An 18620-nucleotide genomic window follows, 5' to 3' on the forward strand; every position below is an offset into this window, starting at 1 on the left:
CGCTACTGGGCCGCGGTCGCCTCGGCGCGGGCCGTGGCCCACTCCTCCAGCAGGAACTCGTACGCGTCCGAGGGCCACTCGCCGTCCACCCGGGTCTCGACGAGGTGCCGGATCGCCTCGTTCGCCTCGGCGGCGGACGGGCGCGCGGGACCCGCGGGCCGGAGTGTCTTCTGCATGGGTCAAGGCTACGGGCGGGCACCGGCGCAGACTTCCGTATTACGGGTGGGTTCGCTCACCCGGTTCGGCCGCCCGTAGCGCCATGTGCCCGCCCACCTGCTCAGAGTGCCTGCGAAGCGGGCTTCACCATGCCGCGCACTGTGCGGGACTTCACAAAGTCTCCGAGGGCCGTCATCTCCCATTCCCCGGAGAACTGCTTGATCAGCTTGGCCATCATGACGCCGGTCTGCGGTTCGGCGCCGGTGAGGTCGAAGCGCACCAGCTCCTCTCCGCTCGCCGCGTCGATCAGCCGGCAGTAGGCCTTGGCGACCTCGGTGAACTTCTGCCCGGAGAAGGAGTTCACCGTGAATACGAGGCCGGTGGCGTCGGCGGGCAGCCGGCCGAGGTCCACGACGATCACCTCGTCGTCCCCGGCGCCCTCACCGGTCAGGTTGTCGCCGGAGTGCTTGATGGAGCCGTTCAGGATGGACAGCTTGCCGAAGTAGCAGCTGTCGAGGTGGTTGCGCTGCGGGCCGTACGCGATGACGGACGCGTCGAGGTCGATGTCCCGGCCGCGGAACGCGGGCTCCCAGCCCAGACCCATCTTGACCTGCGACAACAGCGGACGCCCGCCCTTGACGAGGGACACCGTCTGGTTCTTCTGGAGGTTGACCCGGCCCTTGTCGAGGTTGATCTTCCCGGCGCCGGGCGCGGCGGCGACCGGCGGGGCCGACGGGGCCGCCTGGGGCACGGGAGGGGCCGCCTGAGGGACGGGAGGGGCCGCGGGCGTGGTGGGTCCGCCGAGCCAGGGGGAGGGGGCGTGCTGGGTGGGGGGAGCCGGGGGAGCGGGCGGCGCGACGGGCGCCGGAGCGGGCTCGTCCTCCACCGAGACACCGAAGTCGGTCGCGATCCCGGCGAGGCCGTTGGCGTACCCCTGGCCGACCGCGCGGACCTTCCACGCGCCGCCCCGCTGGTACACCTCGACGACCACGAGCGCCGTCTCGGAACCGAGCTGCGGCGGGGTGAAGGTGGCGATCACCGAGCCGCCGACCGCGTCCCGCACGGTGGCGGTGGGCTCGACGCCCTGGAAGGTCTGCCCGGCGGCGTCGGGACTGGCCGTGACCACGATGCGCTCGATGCCCGGCGGCAACGCGGCGGTGTCCACCGTGATCGAGTCGGGCGCCGACCCGCCTCCGGACCGGTAGCTGATACCGGGGCCGGACGGCTGGTTGTAGAAGATGAAGTCGGCGTCGGAACGCACCTTGCCGTCCGCCGTGAGGAGGAGCCCCGACACGTCGAGCCGCACCGGGGCAGCCACGTCCACCGTCACACGGGCGGTATTGAGCGGCAGGTTGGAACCAGGGGTCATAGCGGTCATGCCGGGAGAACGACCGGAGGGGCTTTGCCGTTCCCTTACCCTCGTGGCCAATTTCAGTGCCGGTTGCGCGGGTGGTTCTTCGCCATGCGCTCGTTGCCGAACTTGTAGGCGCCGGTCCAGCGGGCCATCACGAGCTGCGCGTCACCGGACTCCACCTCGGTCAGGAACTTGGCGGCCCGACCACCGCGCAGGGTGCCCGCGTCACGGCCCCGGTGCGTGATGACGACGGTCCCGTCCCGGTGCGTCTCGTACGTGAATCCCTGTGGCTTCGGCATGGATGGCAGCCTGCCGGGGCGCGGGCGGGCCGGCAACGCAATTAGGGCGCCGGCGGCGCCCGCCGTGCCCCGGTTCAGGCGCCGGTCACGCGGCGCGGGACGCCGAGGGGGTTGGCCTCGCGCAGTTCCGGGGGGAGCAGGGCGTCCGGTACCGCCTGGTGGACCACCGGGCGCAGCCAGCGCTCGATGGCGGTGCCGCCGACCGAGGTGGAGTGGGAGGTGGCGGCCGGATAGGGGCCGCCGTGGTGCTGGGCCGGGGCCACGGCCACCCCGGTGGGCCAGCCGTTCACCACGATCCGGCCGGCCAGCCGCGTCACCTCCCGGAGCAGCTCGGCGGCCGGACCCGGCGCACCCTCGCCCTCGGCGCGCGACAGCTGGAGGGTGGCGCTCAGGTTCCCGCCGAGGCGCCCCAGCACGTCGACCGCCTCGCGCTGCCCGGCGTACCGGACGACGACGGTGACCGGACCGAAGCACTCCTCCAGCAGCAGCTCGTGCCCGGCGCCCTCCAGCAGCTCCCGGGCGGCGACGTCCAGGAAGCCCGCGACGACGGCGTGATCGCCGTGGGGGCCCGCGGCGACCGGGGCGGCGACTCCGGGCAGGGCGGCGCGCTCGCGGACCCCCACGAGGAAGTTCTCCCGCATCCGGTGGTCGAGCAGCACGCCCGGCCCGCCGTCCCCGAGGGCCTTGGCGAGCGCGGCGGTGAGAAGGTCTCCGTCCGGGCCCTCCGGCACCAGGACCAGTCCGGGTTTGACGCAGAACTGGCCCACGCCCAGGGTGACGGCCCCCGCCAGCCCGGTGCCGATCTCCTCGGCCCGCTCGGCGGCGGCCGCCGGGGTGACGACGACGGGGTTGAGGGAGCCCAGCTCGCCGTGGAAGGGGATCGGTACGGGGCGTGCCGCGGCCGCGTCGAACAGGGCCCGCCCGCCCCGGACGGAGCCCGTGAAGCCGGCGGCGGAGACCAGCGGGTGGCGGATCAGCTCCGGGCCGGCGTCGAAACCGTGGACCAGGCCGACCACTTCGGCGGGCAGCCCGGCCGACACGGCGGCCCGGCGCAGCAGCGATGCGCACAGCTCGGAGGTGGCGGGGTGGTCGGGGTGCGCCTTGACGACGACGGGGCAGCCCGCGGCCAGGGCGCTCGCGGTGTCCCCGCCGGGCACGGAGAAGGCCAGCGGGAAGTTGGAGGCGGCGAAGACGGCGACCACGCCCAGCGGCACCTTGTAGCGGCGCAGCTCGGGGCGGGGCGGGGTGAGGGAGGGGTCGGCCCGGTCGATGCGCACGTCGAGGTAGGCCCCCTCGTCGACGGCGTCGGCGAAGGCCCGCAGTTGGCCGGTCGTACGGGCCAGCTCGCCGGTGAGCCGGGCGGGGCCCAGCGCGGTCTCGGCGTCGGCGGCCTCGACGACCCGGGCGGCGGAGCCGTCGAGCAGGTCGGCGGCTCCGCGCAGGAAGGCGGCGCGGGCGGTGGCGTCGGCCAGTGCGCCGCGAGAGGCGTGCGCCGCGCGTACGGCGTCGTCCACCTCGCGGGGTGTGGCTTCCGCCGCAACCCGTTCGAGCTGCTTCCCGGTGCGGGGGTCCACACTCCAGACTGGTGTCGCTGCCATCGCCCGCTACCTCCTGGATCGTTCAGTATTCTGAACGCCGTTCCGGTGGATGAATGATCACTTCTGCTGCGGAGCCTATTTCCGCGTCCACCGCGTGACAAGAGGCGATCAGAGCCGACCAGAGGGGAACCAGGCGTATGACGAGAGCCGAGCCGGAGGACCCGGCCGCCGAGGCGGGCGTGGCCGGGGCGGGCGGGGACGGCGTGGCAGGCGTGGCGGACGTGGACGGGGCGGGCGGGCCGGGCGGGCCGGGTGGTGTCCCGGCCGCGCCGGTGAAGTCGGCGGTCCGGACCGTACTGCTGCTGGAACACTTCGCGGCGCGACCGGGCCTGCACAGCCTCGCCGACATCCAGAACGACCTCTCCCTGCCCAAGTCCAGCCTGTACATGCTGCTGCGCACCCTGGTGAGCCTGGGATGGGTGGAGACGGACGCCACCGGCACCCGGTACGGGATCGGCGTCCGGGCCCTGCTGGTCGGCAGCTCGTACATCGACGGGGACGAGGTCGTCGCCGCGGCCCGGCCGACCCTCGACCGGCTCTCCGACGACACGACCGAGACCATCCACCTGGCCCGGATGGACGGGACGAGCGTCGTCTACCTCGCCACCCGCCAGTCCCAGCACTACCTGAGGCCCTTCACCCGGGTCGGACGCCGACTGCCGGTCCACTCGACGGCGCTCGGCAAGGCGCTGCTGGCCACGCACACCGACGAGGAGGTGCGAAGGCTGCTGCCGCGGCGGCTGGAAGCGGTCACGCAGCACACCATCACCGACCGGGAGCAGCTGGTGGAGGAGCTGGCGCTGGTTCGGGAGCAGGGATACGCGGTGGACCGGGAGGAGAACACGCTCGGACTGCGCTGCTTCGGGGTGGCGGTGCCGTACCGCACGCCGGCACGGGACGCGGTGAGCTGCTCGGTGCCGGTGGCCCGGCTGACGGCGGGGCACGAGCAGGTGATCAAGGCCGCGCTGTTCGAAGCCCGGGACCGGCTCTCCGTGGTGACGCGGCGCATGTGACGGGGTGACCGGAGCCCGGCGGCGAGTTCGTGGGGAGGGGCTTCTTGGGGAGGGTCTGTGACGGGGTGACGGTGGGGGTGTCTCCCCCACGCGGGGGAGACGGTTCACCTTCGTGGGGGAGGTGGCGGAGCCGCCCGCACGGGACCGTTGGCGCATGACCACACGAACTCTCCACCCCACGTACCCGACGCGGCCGTCGGTCCCCGCCCCGGGGACGGGCCGGCGGATCCTGAGGGCCGTCGCCCTGGCATCCACGGTGCCCTACCTGGCCCTCAAGGCGGCCTGGGTGTCGGGGAGTCACATCGGGATACCCGAGGGCAGCGTGCTGCGGGAATCCGGGCCGATCGTCGTAGTGGCGAACACCGCGACCCTGGCCATGGACGCCTGCCTGATCGTCCTCGTGCTGGTTCTCACCCGGCCCTGGGGCATGCGCGTACCGGGATGGCTGCTGACCGTTCCCGTGTTCGTCGCCACCGGTCTGCTGACCCCGATCCTCATCGGCTTCCCGGGCCAGATGCTGCTCCGAGCGATGGGGTGGGGCGCGGGGGAGGCCGTGCGGGCGGCGCGGGAACCCTTCCTCGACCCGTGGGTGTTCACCGTCGTCTACGGGGGCTTCACGCTCCAGGGGCTGGCCCTGGCCGGTCTGTTCGTCCCGTATGCGCGGGAGCGCTGGGGCGGGCGCGGCCCGGGTGCGCCGCGGCGGCGGCTCCCGTCACCCACGGGGGTGGTGGCGGGGGCCGTCGCGGTGGTGGGCGCGGCGGTCGGCGCGGTGCACCTGTACTGGGCCTTCGGGGGGACGGCCTGGCTGCCCGCCGCGCGCATCGCGGAGTACTCCGCGGAGACGGGCGTGGTGTCGGTGGCCCACGGGGCGTGCGCGCTGGCCGCCGGGGCGGGAGCGGTGATGCTGGCGCGGGGCGGAAAGCGCCCGGCGCGTTGGCCGCTGGCCCTGACCTGGGTCGGCGGGTCCGCGGCAGCGGCCTGGGGACTGTGGATGCTGACGATGCAACTCGGCCTGGACTTCGGTCCCGCCGAACCGCCCACCGTCATGATCATGCTGACCTACGCTGGCCAGACGCTCACCGGGTTGCTCGCGGCCGCCGTCCTGATCCGGTACCTCGGCTCCGACCGCGCGGCCTGAGGGGGAAGCGATGACCAGGGGCGGTGCGGGAGGAGACCCCACCACGACGGCCGGGCCGGGCGGGCTGGAGCCGGACGTGCGGGGGCCCGACGGGCAGGGTGCCGGGGCGTGCGGGTCGGGTGCGGCGGGGCCCGGCGTGCGGCGGTCGGGATCGTGGGGGGAGGGGGCGGCGCGCGTGGCATGGCTTCGGGGGGTGGCGGCGGTGCGGGTTCGGCTGCGGTGGGTGCACCTGATCCTCGGCGGCGCCATGCTGATGCCCTACTTCTTCCTCGCCGGTGTCGGGACCGCCATGGCCCTCGGTGGGGGGCAGATGTTGGATTCCCTGCCTCGGGCCCTCCTCTCCTACGCCGTGGCCCTCCCGATGGCCGCCGCCACGGCCCTGTTCGGGCCGGTCCGGCCGCTGTCGGTGGCCGCCGTGCGGGCCCTGTGCGGGGTGCCGGGGGAGCGGCTGGCCGAGGGGCCGGCCCGGTCCTGGGCCGCGCGGTGGCGGGCCTCGGCCTGGTGGACCCTGCACCTGGGGGTCGGCGCGCTGGTCAGCGGGCTCAGCCTGGCGCTGCCGCCGATGGCGGTGCTCCTGATGGTGCTGCCGTTCTCGGAGGGGCTGCGGGAGTCCCCGGTCGCGGGCGGCTGGTTCCGTACCGGGGCCACGGTGTACGCGGCCCCCTTGCTCGGGGCGGGAATACTGGTCGGGCTCACCCTGTGCGCCGCCGGGGCGGGGGCGCTACTGGCCCGGTGCGCCCCCCTGCTGCTCGGACCGACCGCCGCGGACCGGCTGGCCGCCGCCGAGGAACGGGCCGCCGATCTGGCGGTGCGCAACAGGCTGGCCCGGGAACTGCACGACGCCGTCGGGCACGCGCTGAGCGCCGTCACCCTCCAGGCGAGCGCGGCCCGCCGCGTCCTCGACCGCGACCCGGAGTTCGTCCGGGAGGCGCTCGCCGCGATCGAGGACACCACCCGGCGCACGGTCGGCGAACTGGACGCGGTCCTCGGGCTCCTGCGGGACGGCGACCCGGCCCGCGCCGAGGCCGCCCCCGCCCCGACCCTGGCCTCCGACCTCACCGGTCTGCTGGCCCGCACCCGGGCGGGCGGCACCACCGTCACCGCCCACCAGGACCCGGGGCCGGCCGGTGACTGGGCGCACCTGCCCGCCATCACCTCCCGCGAGGCGTACCGCATCGTCCAGGAAGGCCTCAGCAACGCCCTGCGCCACGGCGCGGGCCCCGTCGTCCTGTCGATCGTCGCCCGCGTCCACGACGCACACCGCGAACTGGAGATCACCATGACCAACCCGACGGCCGCCCGCCCCTCCCCGCACGGGGGAGGGCCACCGGAACCGCGCACGGGCGGCGGCCGCGGACTGCGCGGCTCCGCCGAACGGGCCGCACTCCTCGGCGGCCTCATCGAGGCCGGACCGCACGACGGCCGGTGGCGGCTGCGGGCGGTCCTGCCGCTCGGCGGGGTCGCGCGATGAGCCGGCCGCCGCTGCGCATCGTCGTCGCCGACGACGAGCGCATGGTCCGTACCGCTCTGCGGGTCATCCTGGAGGCCGAACCGGACATGGAGGTCGTCGGCGAGGCGGCCTCCGGCGCCGAGGCCGTCTCGGTGGTCCGCTCCCTGGCCCCCGACGTGGTGCTGATGGACGTGCGGATGCCCGAGACGGACGGGATCAGGGCCACCGAGCAGATCCTCCGGACCATGGCGTCGCCGCCCAGGATCGTGGTGGTCACCACCTTCGAGAACGACGCCTACGTGTACGACGCGCTGCGCGCGGGCGCCGCCGGGTTCCTCCTCAAGCGGGCCGATCCGGACGAGCTGATCGGCGCGGTCCGCCTCGTCGCCCGGGGGGACTCACTGCTCTTCCCGGCAGCCGTCCGCAACCTCGCCGCCGCGTACGCCGCGGCCACCCCGCCCGCCGCCCCGGGCTGGGCGGCCCGGCTGACGGAGCGGGAGGCGGACGTGCTGCGTCTGATGGCCACCGGCCTGTCCAATCACGAGCTGAGCGAGCGGCTCGGGGTGGGACCGCAGACCGTCAAGACGCACGTGGCGTCCGTCCTCGCCAAGACCGGCTCCCGCGATCGGACGCAGGCGGTCATCGCGGCCTACGAGGGGGGCTTCATCATGAAGAAAGACTGAGAACCCCGCCACAATCGGGGCAGAGCGGAACGCGCGGGGCCATTGGTGCGTCCTTCTGGGGGATGAACAAGACGATCAGGCGTGCGTCGGTCTTCTGTCTGCTTCTGGTGCTGGCCCTTTTGGTGCGGGTCACCTGGGTGCAGGCGTACCAAGGCCAGGCCCTCGCAGACGACAAACACAACCGGCGCAACCTCATCGGGCAGTACGAGAACCCGCTGGGCAACATCATCGTGGGCGGGGAGGCGATCACCGGCTCGGAGAAGACGGGCGGCAAGGACTTCGCGTACAAGCGGACCTACGTCGACGGCCCGCTCTACGCGCCGATCACCGGCTACAGCTCGCAGGCCTACGGCACGAGCATGCTGGAGGGTGTCTACAAGAACATCCTGAACGGCAACGACACCCGGCTGAAGACCGTGATGGACATGCTCACCAACAAGCGGGCCGACCCGGGCAACGTCCTGACCACGATCGACAAGGGCGTCCAGAAGGCCGCGTACGACGCCCTCAACGGCAAGCAGGGCTCCGCCGTGGCGATCGACCCGGCGACCGGCGCGATCCTCGCCGTCGTGAACAACCCGTCCTACGACCCGGGACGCATCTCGGGTGCCAATGACTCGGCGGCCTGGGAGGAACTCGCGGCCGACAAGGGCAAGGCCATGGAGAACGTCGCCCTGCGCAAGCCGCAGGCCCCCGGCTCCACCTTCAAGCTGGTCACCCTCGCCGCGGCGATCGAGAACAAGCTGATCACCAGCATCGACCAGCAGACCGGGATCCAGGCCCCGTACACGATCCCCGGCACCCGCACGAACCTGCCCAGCGAGGCGGGCGACGCGGCCTGCAACAACGTCTCGGCCCGCACCGCGCTCAAACTGTCCTGCAACAACGTCTTCGCGGAACTGGCCTCCAAGCTGGGCCAGGACAAGATGCGCGCGATGGCCGAGAAGCTCGGCTTCAACGAGCAGATCGACACCCCGATCCGAACCAACCCGTCCAGCAAGTACCCGTCGAAGAAGATGTCCGTCGACCAGGTCGCGCAGACCGGCATCGGCCAGTTCGACGTGCAGGCCACCCCGCTCCAGATGGCCATGGTGACCGCCGCGATCCAGAACGGCGGCAAGCTGGTCGCCCCGCACATGGTCTCCGAGGTGACCGACGCGGACGGCAACGTCCTGGAGAGCTTCAAGGACCCGAAGTCCGAAGAGGTCATGAGCCCGAAGACGGCGTCGATGCTCGCGGACGCGATGCGCACGGTCGCCACCGAGGGCGGCGGCAAGCCCGCCCAGGTGGCGGGCGCCGAGGTGGGCGGCAAGACCGGTACCGCCCAGCGCGGTGTGAACAACAGCATCCCGCCGCTCGCCTGGTTCACCTCGTACGCCAAGGCCGGGGACAAGCAGATCGCGGTGGCCGTGATGATCGAGAACTCGGACACCGACCGCACCGAGATCGGCGGCGGCAAGCTGGCCGCGCCGATCGCCCAGAAGATGATGGCGGCCTGGATCAAGAATTAGCCCCGGGCACGGCCACCCCCGCGGCCTTCCCCCGCGGCCTTCCCGCAGGACCGGCGCGCCGGGAACCGACCCGGTTCCCGGCGCGTTTTCCCCTCCGTGATCAGGAACGCGCGCGCCGCCGACGTCAACGCCATAGCCGCCCTGCACGTGCGGGCCCGGGCCACCTATTACGAGCGCCGGGCCCCGGAGGAGACGTACGCGGGCGACCTCGCGCAGGCGCGGGCCCGCGAGGCCTGGTCCCGCGCGGTGGCCAGGACCGCGCCGGAGGGCGAGGTCCTGGCCACCGCGCGGGACGGAGAGGTCACCGGGGTCGCCGCCTTCCGCAACGCCGACGGCGAGACCACCCTCACCCAGTTCCACGTCGACCCCGACCACTGGCGCCGGGGCACCGGCGCAGCCCTCCACGAGGCCTGCCTCGACGCCTGGCGCCGGGCCGGGATCGAACGGGTCCGCCTGGAGGTCTTCGAGCACAACCTCCGCGCCCAGGCCTTCTACGCGGCCCACGGCTGGGAGCCGGAGCCGTCGTCCGGCCGTTCCGGCTCGCACCTCACCCTGCGGTTGCGCGTGCCCGCCGTGCCCGCCGTGTCCGGGGAATGAGACACCGGGGCGAATGGTTGAAGCTCAAACCGTTCAGTTCGAACCGTCAACCCCCGGACCCGGAGAGAAGAAGGAACATGCGCGTCGAGATCTGGAGCGACATCGCCTGCCCCTGGTGCTACATCGGAAAGGCCCGTTTCACCAAGGGTCTGGCCGACTTCGCGCACCGCGACGAGGTGGAGGTCGTCTTCCGTTCCTTCGAGCTCGACCCGGGCAGCGCCAAGGGCGTCACCGCCCCCGTCGTGGACATGCTCGCCCGCAAGTACGGCCGCACCCTCGAAGAGGCCCGCGGCATGGAGGAGCAGGTGGCCTCCGCCGCCCGCGCCGAGGGGCTGACGTACCGGACCGAGGGCCGCGACCACGGCAACACCTTCGACATCCACCGCCTCCTGCACCTGGCCGCCGCCCGCGGCCGCCAGGAGGAACTGCTCGACCTGGCCTACCTCGCCAACTTCGGTGAGGAGCGCTCCGTCTTCGACGCCGAGGTGCTGGTGACCCTCGCGGTGGAGGCCGGGCTGGACGAGGTCGAGGCCCGCGCGGTTCTCGCCGACGACTCCGCCTACGCCGCCGAAGTCCGGGCCGACGAGCGGGAGGCGTCCGAACTCGGCGCCAACGCGGTGCCGTTCTTCGTCCTGGACCGCCGCTACGGCATCTCCGGCGGGCAGCCGGCCGAGGTGTTCACCCGGGCCCTGGAGCAGGCTTGGGCCGGCCGCGAGGTCGCCGAGCCCGCCGCTGCCGACGCGTGCGAGCCCGACGGCTCCTGCGCCGTCCCTCAGAGGTGAGGACGGACAGGCTCGGAACCGGGGTCACCCGGCGACCCCGCCGCACATAAGGGAACCTTGGGGTGGGCGCGCAGAATTAGGCAATGGACTTTGGGGTGATCCTGGCGCAGAGTTGACGGCATGGGTCTTCCGCTCTCCGACGTGTCCCGCGCCGAGTTCGCGCATTCCACCACCTACCTGAACACGGCCACCTGCGGGATCCTCCCGCGGGCGGCCGTCGCGGAGGTACGGGCCCTGGCCGAAGCGGCCGGGGCCGCGGACCCCGCCGGCTTCGGCGATTTCGACCGGGTGAACCGGGTACGGGCCGCCTTCGCCCGGCTGGTCGGGGTCGCCCCGGCCCGGGTGGCCGTCGGCTCGGCCGTCGCCACCCACGTCGGGCTGGTCGCCGCCTCCCTCGCGCCCGGAGCCGAAGTCCTCTGCCCCGAGAACGAGTTCGCCTCCGTCATCAACCCCTTCGTAGTGCGCGGGGACCTCAAGGTCCGCTACGCGCCCCTGGAGGAGATGGCCGGAGCGGTCGGCCCCGAGACGGCGCTGGTGGCCCTGAGCGCCGTGCAGTCCGCCGACGGGCGCACGGCCGACCTCGCCGCCGTCCGCGCGGCGACGCGAGCCCACGGCGCGCGCATGCTCGTCGACGCCACCCAGGCGGCGGGTTGGCTGCCCTTCGACGCCGCGCCCTACGAGTACACCGTGACCGCCGGCTACAAGTGGCTGCTCGGCACGCGCGGGGCCTCGTACCTGACGGTGTCCGAGGAGGCCCAGCAGGACCTGACGCCCCTCCACGCGGGGTGGGTGGCGGCGGAGTCCATGTGGGACGCGACCTACGGCCCGATGCCGGAACTCGCCCACGACGCACGCCGCTTCGACGAGTCGCCGGCCTTCCTGGCCTACCACGCCGCCGAGCCCTCGCTCGCCCTGCTGGAGCGGATCGGCATCGAGGCCGTCCACGCGCACGACACCGCCCTCGCCGCCCGCTACCGGGCCGGCCTGGCCCGACTCGGCCACGAACCCGTGCCGGGCACGGCACCGATCGTCTCCGTCCCCGGCCTGGCCTCCCGCCGGCCGGAACTGCTCGCCGCAGGAGTGTCCACCGCCGCCCGCGCGGGCGCGCTGCGGGCCTCCTTCCACCTCTACAACACCGAGGCGGACGTCGACCGCCTGCTCGACGTACTGGAGGGCTGACCGCCCACGGTCCCCGTCGCCGTCCGGCCGGCACGGGGACCGTTCCCCGCCCCTACCGCCAGGCCGAAGCCGCCGCCGAGAGGGCCGGGGCCGGGTCGGCGGACAGGGCCGCGGCCAGGGCGCGCAAGGACGCCTCGACCGCTTCCGGCGAGGCCGCCGGGCCGTAGTGGTTGACCCGGATCATCTCCGAGGCCAGCGCCCCGCCGCCCGCGGCGAGCGGGGCCGCCGGGTCCGCCGCCAGCGCCTTCGCCACCAGCGACGAGGCGTCCGCGACCCGCAGCGTCGTCGCCACCGGAGCGGCCTGCGCCGCCTCGCGCACCCAGGGGGACAGGCCCAGCGCCGAGGCGCCCGCCCGCGTCGCCCGGGCCGCGCCCGCGTGCCGGGCCAGGACCGCGTCCGGGCCCTCGGCCCCGATCCGCTCCAGACAGGCCTCCAGCGCCAGCATCTCCAACTGCGCGGGCGCGTGCAGCAGCGTCCTGCGACCCCCGTCGATCCAGCGCTCCTTCCAGTCCAGGAGGGAGAGGTACGAGCGGCGCGGAGCCGCCGGGTTCTCGGCGAACCGCGCCCACGCGCGCTCCGACACCGACACCGCCGAGACGCCCGCCGGGCCGCCCATCGCCTTCTGCGCGCCGATCACGCACAGGTCGACGCCCCACGCGTCCGGCAGCAGCGGCTCGGCGCCCACCGAGGCCACCGCGTCCAGCATGAACAGCGCCCCGTGGGCCCGTACGGCCTCGCCGATCTCCGCGACCGGGTTGGTGTTGCCGGTGGCCGCCTCGGCGTGCACGAGCGACACGAAGTCGATCTCCGGGTGCGCGCCGAGGGCGTCGGCCACCTGCGCGCCCGTCACCGCCGTGTCGAACGGCACCGCCAGATCCACCACGTTCGCCCCGCAGTCGCGCAGCCAGTTGCCGAAGGTGGTTCCGTAGGGGCCGGTGACGACGTTCAGCGCCGTCGAGCCGGGCCGCGCCCCCGAGCGGATGCACCCCTCCAGCGGCAGCAGCGCCTCGCCCTGGGTGATCACCACGTCCTGCCGGGTGTCGAGGAGCCGCGCGACCCCCCGCTCGATCGACGCGAAGTGCTCGGCGGTGAGCGGCGGAAGGTCCAGGAGGGGGTGGGTCACGGCGGTGCTCTCTTCGTCCGGGGTTTCCGGTCGAGCGTACCCAGCACGCACGTACAGTGCCGACATGACCGATGCAATGGCCATGGATGACGGCGCAGTCATGCATGTGAAGGGACGTGTGCTCGTCGGGCCCCACGAGGCGCGCGACGAACTCTGGATCGTCGGCGGCCGGATCTCCTACGAGCGGCCGCGCACCGCCCGCGAGGTCACCACGGTCACCGGCTGGGCGCTGCCGGGCCTGGTCGACGCGCACTGCCACGTCGGCCTGGACGGCCACGGCGCCGTCGACGCGCCGACCGCCGAACGGCAGGCCCTCACCGACCGGGACGCCGGCACCCTCCTCATCCGCGACGCCGGTTCCCCCTCCGACACCCGCTGGATCGACGACCGCGACGACCTTCCGAAGGTCATCAGGGCCGGCCGGCACATCGCCCGCACCCGGCGCTACATCCGCAACTACGCCCACGAGATCGAACCGGCCGACCTCGTCGAGTACGTCGGCCGCGAGGCCCTGCGCGGCGACGGCTGGGTCAAGCTGGTGGGCGACTGGATCGACCGCGAGGTCGGCGACCTGACGGCCTGCTGGCCGCGCGCCGAGGTCGAGGCGGCCATCGCCGAGGCGCACCGGCTGGGCGCCAGGGTCACCGCGCACTGCTTCGCCGAGGACTCCCTGCGGGACCTCGTCGAAGCGGGCATCGACTGCGTGGAACACGCCACCGGGCTCACCGAGGACACCATCCCGCTGTTCGCGGAGCACGGCGTCGCCATCGTGCCGACCCTCGTCAACATCGCCACGTTCCCGAAGATGGCCGCGGGTGGCGAGGCCAAGTTCCCCCGCTGGTCGGCGCACATGCGGCGGCTGCACGAGCGGCGGTACGACACGGTCCGGGCGGCCTGGGACGCGGGCGTCCCGGTGTACGTCGGCACCGACGCGGGGGGCTCCCTGCCGCACGGGCTGGTCGCCGCCGAGGTCATGGAACTCGTCAAGGCCGGGATCCCCGCCCTGGACGCCCTCTCGGCGACGGCCTGGGCGGCGCGCGAGTGGCTCGGCAGGCCCGGTCTGACCGAGGGCGCGCCGGCGGACCTCGTCGTCTACGGCGCCGATCCGCGGGCCGACGTACGGGCGCTGGCGGCGCCGGACCGGGTGATCGTGAACGGGACGGTCCGCGCCTAGTGCCGTGGCCGGAAGGGTCCACCGCCCGGCCGCAGCACCGGACCGTCGACCCGCCGGGTTGACGGGCCGTGTCGTCGTGGCCCGTCCGTCGTTTGAAACGCCCTGTCAGGGGGGTGACGGGCCCTGTGGGCGTGGCGGGGGAGTACTTGTGTGCCACCCGGGGCGCAATGAATCGAATGTATGCGTGGAAACCACCCGTTGGGGTGAACTCCCTCCGGGTATCCGCCCGTTCACCCGGAGTGCGTAAAAATTCCCAGGGTCGAGGCCGTCGGCGCGCGCAATGTCCCCCATTGGCGGCGCGACGGCTCCCATCTCCCCGGGGGTTCCACCACCTTGAACAGCAACAGCTTCCGCATGCCCGCGGCCGCCCTCCTCGCCGCGGGGGCGGTCGCCCTCCTCACCGCTCCGCCCGCCCTCGCCACGGGCGGCGCCGGCGGTGGGGGCGAGGGCAGTTCCGGCGCCGTCGTCCTGCGGGCCGGACTGGACGTGAGCCTGCTCAACAAGACCGTGCACGTCCCGCTGAAGACCACCCTGAACGAGGTCAGCGCGCCGGAGACGGCCCAGAAGACCGCCCTCACCGTCACCCTCGACGGCGTCGAGCAGGGCAAGCCGGTCAGCGTCCTGAAGGCGGACGTCGCCACCGCCGAGGCGACCGCGGACAAGAACCGGGCCGAGGCCGAGGCCAACCTCGCGAAGGCCCGCGTGCACGTCCCGGGACTGCCCGCCCTCTCCCTCGTCGAGGTCGAGAAGGTCACCTCCAAGGCCGTCTGCGAAGCGGGCAAGAAGCCGGTGGCCACCTCCAATATCCTCGGCACCGTGACCGCGTTGGGCAAGAAGGTCACCCTGTCCGCCGGTGGTCCCACCCGGGTGGACGTCCCGGGCGTCGGCTCGGTCACCCTGCAGCTCTCCAGTACGGGGACCACGTCCACCACGGCCGCCGCGACCGCGCTGCGGCTCAAGGTGCTGGTGAACCCGCTCGACCTGAACGTGGCGCGGGTCGAGGGCGAGATCGTGCTCGCCGAGGCGCACTGCACCTCCCCGGCGGGCCCGGCCCCGAGCGCGTCGGCCGAGCCCGTGGCCAAGCCGGACACCAAGCCGGCGGCCGTCGCCGACGTCAAGCCGCAGTCCGGGACGGGCGGCAAGCCCGCCACCACCCAGGCCAACCTCGCCGAGACCGGCGCCGGTTCGGTGACCCCGTACGTGGCGGGCGGCGCGCTGCTCCTGCTCGGCATCGGCGGGTGCGCGCTCGTGGTCACCCGGCGCGGGAAGGCCCCGCAGGGTTCGTGACCGGCGCGGGCAAGGCGTCGCGGGGTTCGTGACCCGGCGCGGCGAGTTCCCGCCGGACTCGTGGGGGGCCGGTGGCGCGCACCGGGAGCGGGCGTCGACCGACGCCCCTCCCGCGGCCCGCTCAGCGGGTGGCGTGCTCCAGGCCCTGGGCGCCGGCCCCGCGCGAGGTCACGGCCTCGGTGACCTGCCGGTCGATGCGCCCGTACTTGGCGCGCTTCGCCGCCGGGAGGGCGGTGTCGGAGGTCGAACAGGAGGCGCAGACCACCCGGAACGGGGGCCCCATGTCCGAGTACTGCGTGAGGTACTCGGCCTTCACCACCTCCCAGCGGCCCGGATGCGCCGCCGAGGGGGAGAAGGTGAACCGGGGGATCGAGGACTGGTTGCCGCGCAGCTTGTCGGCCGGTACGAAACTGGCGACCTGGTCGCCCATGCCGAAGACCACCCAGGTGCCGTTGATCTTCTCGTAGGGCTGGGGCACGTGGTTGTGCGTGCCGATGACCAGATCGATGTCGGCGAGGCCGTCGGCCGAGCGCGAGGCGGTCAACGCCTGCGCCAGATCACGTTGCTGCTGGTCGGGCGCGGTCTGCCACTCGGTGCCCCAGTGGATGCTGAGCACCACCACGTTCGCGCCGGCGGCCCGGGCCGCCCGGGCGTCGTCGACGATCCGCCGCTGGTCGATGAGGTTGACCGCCCATGGCTTGCCCGCGGGGAGCGGGATGCCGTTGGTGCCGTACGTGTACGACAGCTGGGCGACCTTCGCGCCGCCCGCCGAGAGCAGGGCGGGGGCCTTGGCCTCCTCGGCGCTGCGGGCGGAACCGACGTGGGGGATCCCGACCCGGTCGAGGTGGTCGAGGGTGCGGACGAGGCCGTCGTAGCCGTCGTCCAGGGTGTGGTTCGAGGCGGTCGAGCAGCTGTCGTACCCGGCGTCCTTGAGCGCGTCGGCCAGCTGGTGGGGGGCCTTGAAGGTCGGGTACCCGGTGTAGGGGCCGCCGGGTCGCCCGTACGGTATCTCGTGGTGGCAGATCGCCAGGTCGGCGGCGGACACCACCGGTTTCACGCCGGCGAGTATCTTCCGGAAGTCGTACTCGCCCGCCTTGCCCGCGTCAGCCGCCGACCGCTGGATGATCGACGGGTACGGGATGATGTCACCGGTCGCCACCAGCGTGAACGGCTTTCCGGGGCTGCCGCCGGTCGCCGCCGGGCCGGATTCGGTCCCCCCTGGCCGGCCCTGGAACCGTTGGTCCGTCGCGCCGCCGGTGTCGAGCAGGTTCGGGACCGCGTACACGGCCGCGCCGCCCGCCACGACCAGCCCCGCCAGGGCCACGCCTATTCGTATGGAAGCCTTCACGGCCGCCGCCCCCTGTCGTCGCACACTGTCGGCACACCTGCCGGGGCCGCCATCGTAGGCGCGCCCCGCGCGCCCCGCCGTCGGGGCCCGCCGTCCGGGGACCGCGCCCCGCCCCGCGGGCGCCACACGATCCCGTGGTGCCGCCGGGGGCCGTACGCCCTGAGCCCGGCGCGGTGGACCGGGCATCCGGGACTCGCGGGCCGCGCGCTGTCGATCGAGGCCCGGATCCCCGTGTGCCCCCGGCCGCACGCCGCAGACGGTCCCGGTCCGGCCACCCCGCCGGCCGTCGCCCCCTCGGCCTTCGGGCCCGCAACCGGTCCCGGGCCCGCCCGCCCCGGTTACCGCCCGCCCCGGTTACCGACCGGCCAGGGCCAGGGCGTGGTCCAGGGCCTGGAGCAGCCGGCCCGTCGTCGCCCGGTCGCGGACGGCCAGCCGCAGCCATGACCCGTCGAGGCCCGGGAAGGTGTCCCCGCGCCGGACGGCGAAGCCGAGGGCCCGGAGTCGGGTCCGTACCTCCATCGCCCCCTCCACCCGGATCAGGACGAACGGCCCCTCGGCCTCTCCCATCACCGTGACCTCGTCGAACTCCGAGAGCCCGGCCAGCAGGTGCGCCCGGTCGACGGCGATCCGCCCCGCCGCCGCCTCGGCCTCCGCCAGCGCGGACGGCTCCAGGCAGGCCTCGGCCGCGACCAGCGCCGGGGTCGACACGGGCCACAGCGGCTGCGCCGCCGCCAGCTTCGCGATCACCTCCGGCTCCGCCAGGACGTAGCCGATGCGCAGCCCCGCCAGCCCCCAGGTCTTGGTCAGGCTGCGCAGCACCACCAGGCCCGGCACGTCGAGCCGCCCGGCGAGGGCCTCCCGCTCTCCCGGGACGGCGTCCATGAACGCCTCGTCGACGACGAGGATCCGGCCCGGCCGGGCCAGCGCGGCCAAGGTCGCCGCCGGATGCAGGACGGACGTCGGGTTGGTGGGGTTCCCGATCACCACCAGGTCCGCGTCCTCGGGCACCGCCTCCGGGTCCAGCCGGAAGCCGTCCGCGGCCCGCAGCAGCACCCGTTCCACCTGGTGCCCGGCGTCCCGCAGGGCCGCCTCCGGTTCGGTGAACTGCGGGTGCACCACCACGGGCCGCACCGCGTCCAGGGCCCGCGCGATCAGCACGAACGCCTCCGCGGCCCCCGCCGTCAGCAGCACCCGCTCGGTCGGCAGCCCGTGCCGCCGGGCGACGGCCGCGCGGGCCGCCCGACCGTCCGGGTACGCGGCGAGGTCCCCGAGGCAGGCCGCGATCCGTTCCTTGAGCCACACCGGCGGCGTGTCCGCCCGTACGTTGACCGCCAGGTCGACCAGGGCCCCGCCCGCGTCAAGGACTTCCGCGTCCCCGTGGTGGCGCAGGTCGTGCGGCTGGACGGTGGCCACGGCGCAGGTCGCCGCCATCGACCGGCGCTTGGGCACCAGGAGTTCCCCGCCGCCCGCCAGCGCCGCCGCCTCCGCGACGGAGCCGGTCCCCGCGGCCTCGCGCACGGCCCCCGACGGGTGCGGTACGGAGATCCGCGCGAGTTCCTCGGCGGGATGGCCCACCAACGGCACGCCGAAACGTTCCGCCGCACCCACGATGCCGGGCTCCGCCGTCTTGGCCTCCACGGTCGCCAGCGCCGCCACCGCCTCCACGGTGAGCCCGGCCCCCCGCAGGGTCTCCTCGATCAGCGCGCAGACCTCCGCCACGGAAACCCCCGCGCGTCCGCCGACCCCGACCACCAGCCGCGTCACGTAGTCGCCCACCGGGATCCTCCCCCTCTCGTCACGGTCGCGGTCACCCGTCGGCCATCCGTCCGTACGTCCTTCGTCACTCGCCCCGGACCGGGTTCCCGCGTCAACACCGCGTAGTCCGCCACCCGCACACGGAAGTGCGCCCGTGCCCCGCAGTCGGTATT

17 protein-coding genes are annotated in these 18620 nt (G+C 74.0%); 10 read left to right on the forward strand and 7 right to left on the reverse strand.

What is annotated here, in order from left to right:
- Positions 1–2 precede the first annotated feature (2 nt).
- The 4 genes from NOD94_RS16195 to NOD94_RS16210 all read right to left on the reverse strand — a co-directional run bounded on the left by NOD94_RS16195 (position 3) and on the right by NOD94_RS16210 (position 3407).
- On the reverse strand, positions 3–176 hold the full coding sequence (locus NOD94_RS16195) for a hypothetical protein (protein ID WP_281206630.1): 174 nt from the start codon (positions 174–176) through the stop codon (positions 3–5).
- Positions 177–277: 101 nt separating this feature from the next.
- Positions 278–1525 carry a TerD family protein gene (locus NOD94_RS16200; RefSeq protein WP_281206656.1) on the reverse strand — a complete coding sequence of 416 codons (1248 nt, stop codon included), beginning with the start codon at positions 1523–1525 and terminating at the stop codon, positions 278–280.
- 62 nt (positions 1526–1587) lie between these two features.
- Positions 1588–1809, reverse strand: a complete 222-nt coding sequence (locus tag NOD94_RS16205; protein ID WP_281206631.1) for a hypothetical protein — start codon at positions 1807–1809, stop codon at positions 1588–1590.
- 74 nt (positions 1810–1883) lie between these two features.
- Positions 1884–3407 (reverse strand): aldehyde dehydrogenase family protein, encoded by a 1524-nt coding sequence (locus NOD94_RS16210; protein WP_281206632.1) that lies wholly within the window; start codon positions 3405–3407, stop codon positions 1884–1886.
- 137 nt (positions 3408–3544) lie between these two features.
- Here NOD94_RS16210 and NOD94_RS16215 point away from each other — a divergent pair, with 137 nt between their 5' ends.
- From NOD94_RS16215 to NOD94_RS16250, 8 genes are all read left to right on the forward strand, one after another.
- Positions 3545–4420, forward strand: coding sequence for an IclR family transcriptional regulator (locus NOD94_RS16215; RefSeq protein ID WP_281206633.1), 876 nt, complete (start codon positions 3545–3547; stop codon positions 4418–4420).
- 154 nt (positions 4421–4574) lie between these two features.
- Positions 4575–5558, forward strand: a complete 984-nt coding sequence (locus NOD94_RS16220) for a hypothetical protein (protein WP_281206634.1) — start codon at positions 4575–4577, stop codon at positions 5556–5558.
- A gap of 175 nt (positions 5559–5733) precedes the next feature.
- On the forward strand, positions 5734–7029 hold the full coding sequence (locus tag NOD94_RS16225; RefSeq protein WP_281206635.1) for a histidine kinase: 1296 nt from the start codon (positions 5734–5736) through the stop codon (positions 7027–7029).
- Positions 7026–7691, forward strand: coding sequence for a response regulator transcription factor (locus tag NOD94_RS16230; protein ID WP_281206636.1), 666 nt, complete (start codon positions 7026–7028; stop codon positions 7689–7691). Before NOD94_RS16225 ends, NOD94_RS16230 begins: the two co-directional genes overlap by 4 nt.
- 62 nt (positions 7692–7753) lie before the next feature.
- Positions 7754–9202 (forward strand): penicillin-binding transpeptidase domain-containing protein, encoded by a 1449-nt coding sequence (locus tag NOD94_RS16235; RefSeq protein ID WP_281206637.1) that lies wholly within the window; start codon positions 7754–7756, stop codon positions 9200–9202.
- Positions 9203–9298: 96 nt separating this feature from the next.
- Complete coding sequence (locus NOD94_RS16240) at positions 9299–9799, forward strand: GNAT family N-acetyltransferase (protein ID WP_281206638.1); 501 nt, start codon at positions 9299–9301, stop codon at positions 9797–9799.
- A gap of 77 nt (positions 9800–9876) precedes the next feature.
- Positions 9877–10581: a DsbA family oxidoreductase gene (locus tag NOD94_RS16245; RefSeq protein WP_281206640.1), complete on the forward strand. Its 705-nt coding sequence runs from the start codon at positions 9877–9879 to the stop codon at positions 10579–10581.
- 120 nt (positions 10582–10701) lie between these two features.
- Positions 10702–11760 (forward strand): aminotransferase class V-fold PLP-dependent enzyme, encoded by a 1059-nt coding sequence (locus NOD94_RS16250; RefSeq protein WP_281206641.1) that lies wholly within the window; start codon positions 10702–10704, stop codon positions 11758–11760.
- A gap of 52 nt (positions 11761–11812) precedes the next feature.
- Here NOD94_RS16250 and NOD94_RS16255 read toward each other — a convergent pair whose 3' ends face one another.
- The gene (locus NOD94_RS16255; protein WP_281206642.1) at positions 11813–12883 is read right to left on the reverse strand and encodes an aminotransferase class V-fold PLP-dependent enzyme; all 1071 of its coding nucleotides are present in this window, start codon (positions 12881–12883) and stop codon (positions 11813–11815) included.
- 82 nt (positions 12884–12965) lie between these two features.
- Here NOD94_RS16255 and NOD94_RS16260 point away from each other — a divergent pair, with 82 nt between their 5' ends.
- Positions 12966–14057, forward strand: a complete 1092-nt coding sequence (locus NOD94_RS16260; protein WP_281206657.1) for an amidohydrolase family protein — start codon at positions 12966–12968, stop codon at positions 14055–14057.
- Between the two features lie 333 nt (positions 14058–14390).
- Positions 14391–15344 carry an SCO1860 family LAETG-anchored protein gene (locus NOD94_RS16265; RefSeq protein WP_281206643.1) on the forward strand — a complete coding sequence of 318 codons (954 nt, stop codon included), beginning with the start codon at positions 14391–14393 and terminating at the stop codon, positions 15342–15344.
- A gap of 121 nt (positions 15345–15465) precedes the next feature.
- Here NOD94_RS16265 and NOD94_RS16270 read toward each other — a convergent pair whose 3' ends face one another.
- Entirely contained in the window at positions 15466–16629 is a 1164-nt protein-coding gene (locus tag NOD94_RS16270; RefSeq protein ID WP_281206658.1) for a CapA family protein, read from the reverse strand.
- 417 nt (positions 16630–17046) lie between these two features.
- Complete coding sequence (cobC, locus tag NOD94_RS16275; RefSeq protein ID WP_281206659.1) at positions 17047–18456, reverse strand: Rv2231c family pyridoxal phosphate-dependent protein CobC; 1410 nt, start codon at positions 18454–18456, stop codon at positions 17047–17049.
- Between the last annotated feature and the right edge of the window lie 164 nt (positions 18457–18620).

Source organism: Streptomyces sp. Isolate_45 (genome assembly GCF_024721315.2).
In the GTDB taxonomy this organism is placed as follows: Bacteria; Actinomycetota; Actinomycetes; order Streptomycetales; family Streptomycetaceae; genus Streptomyces.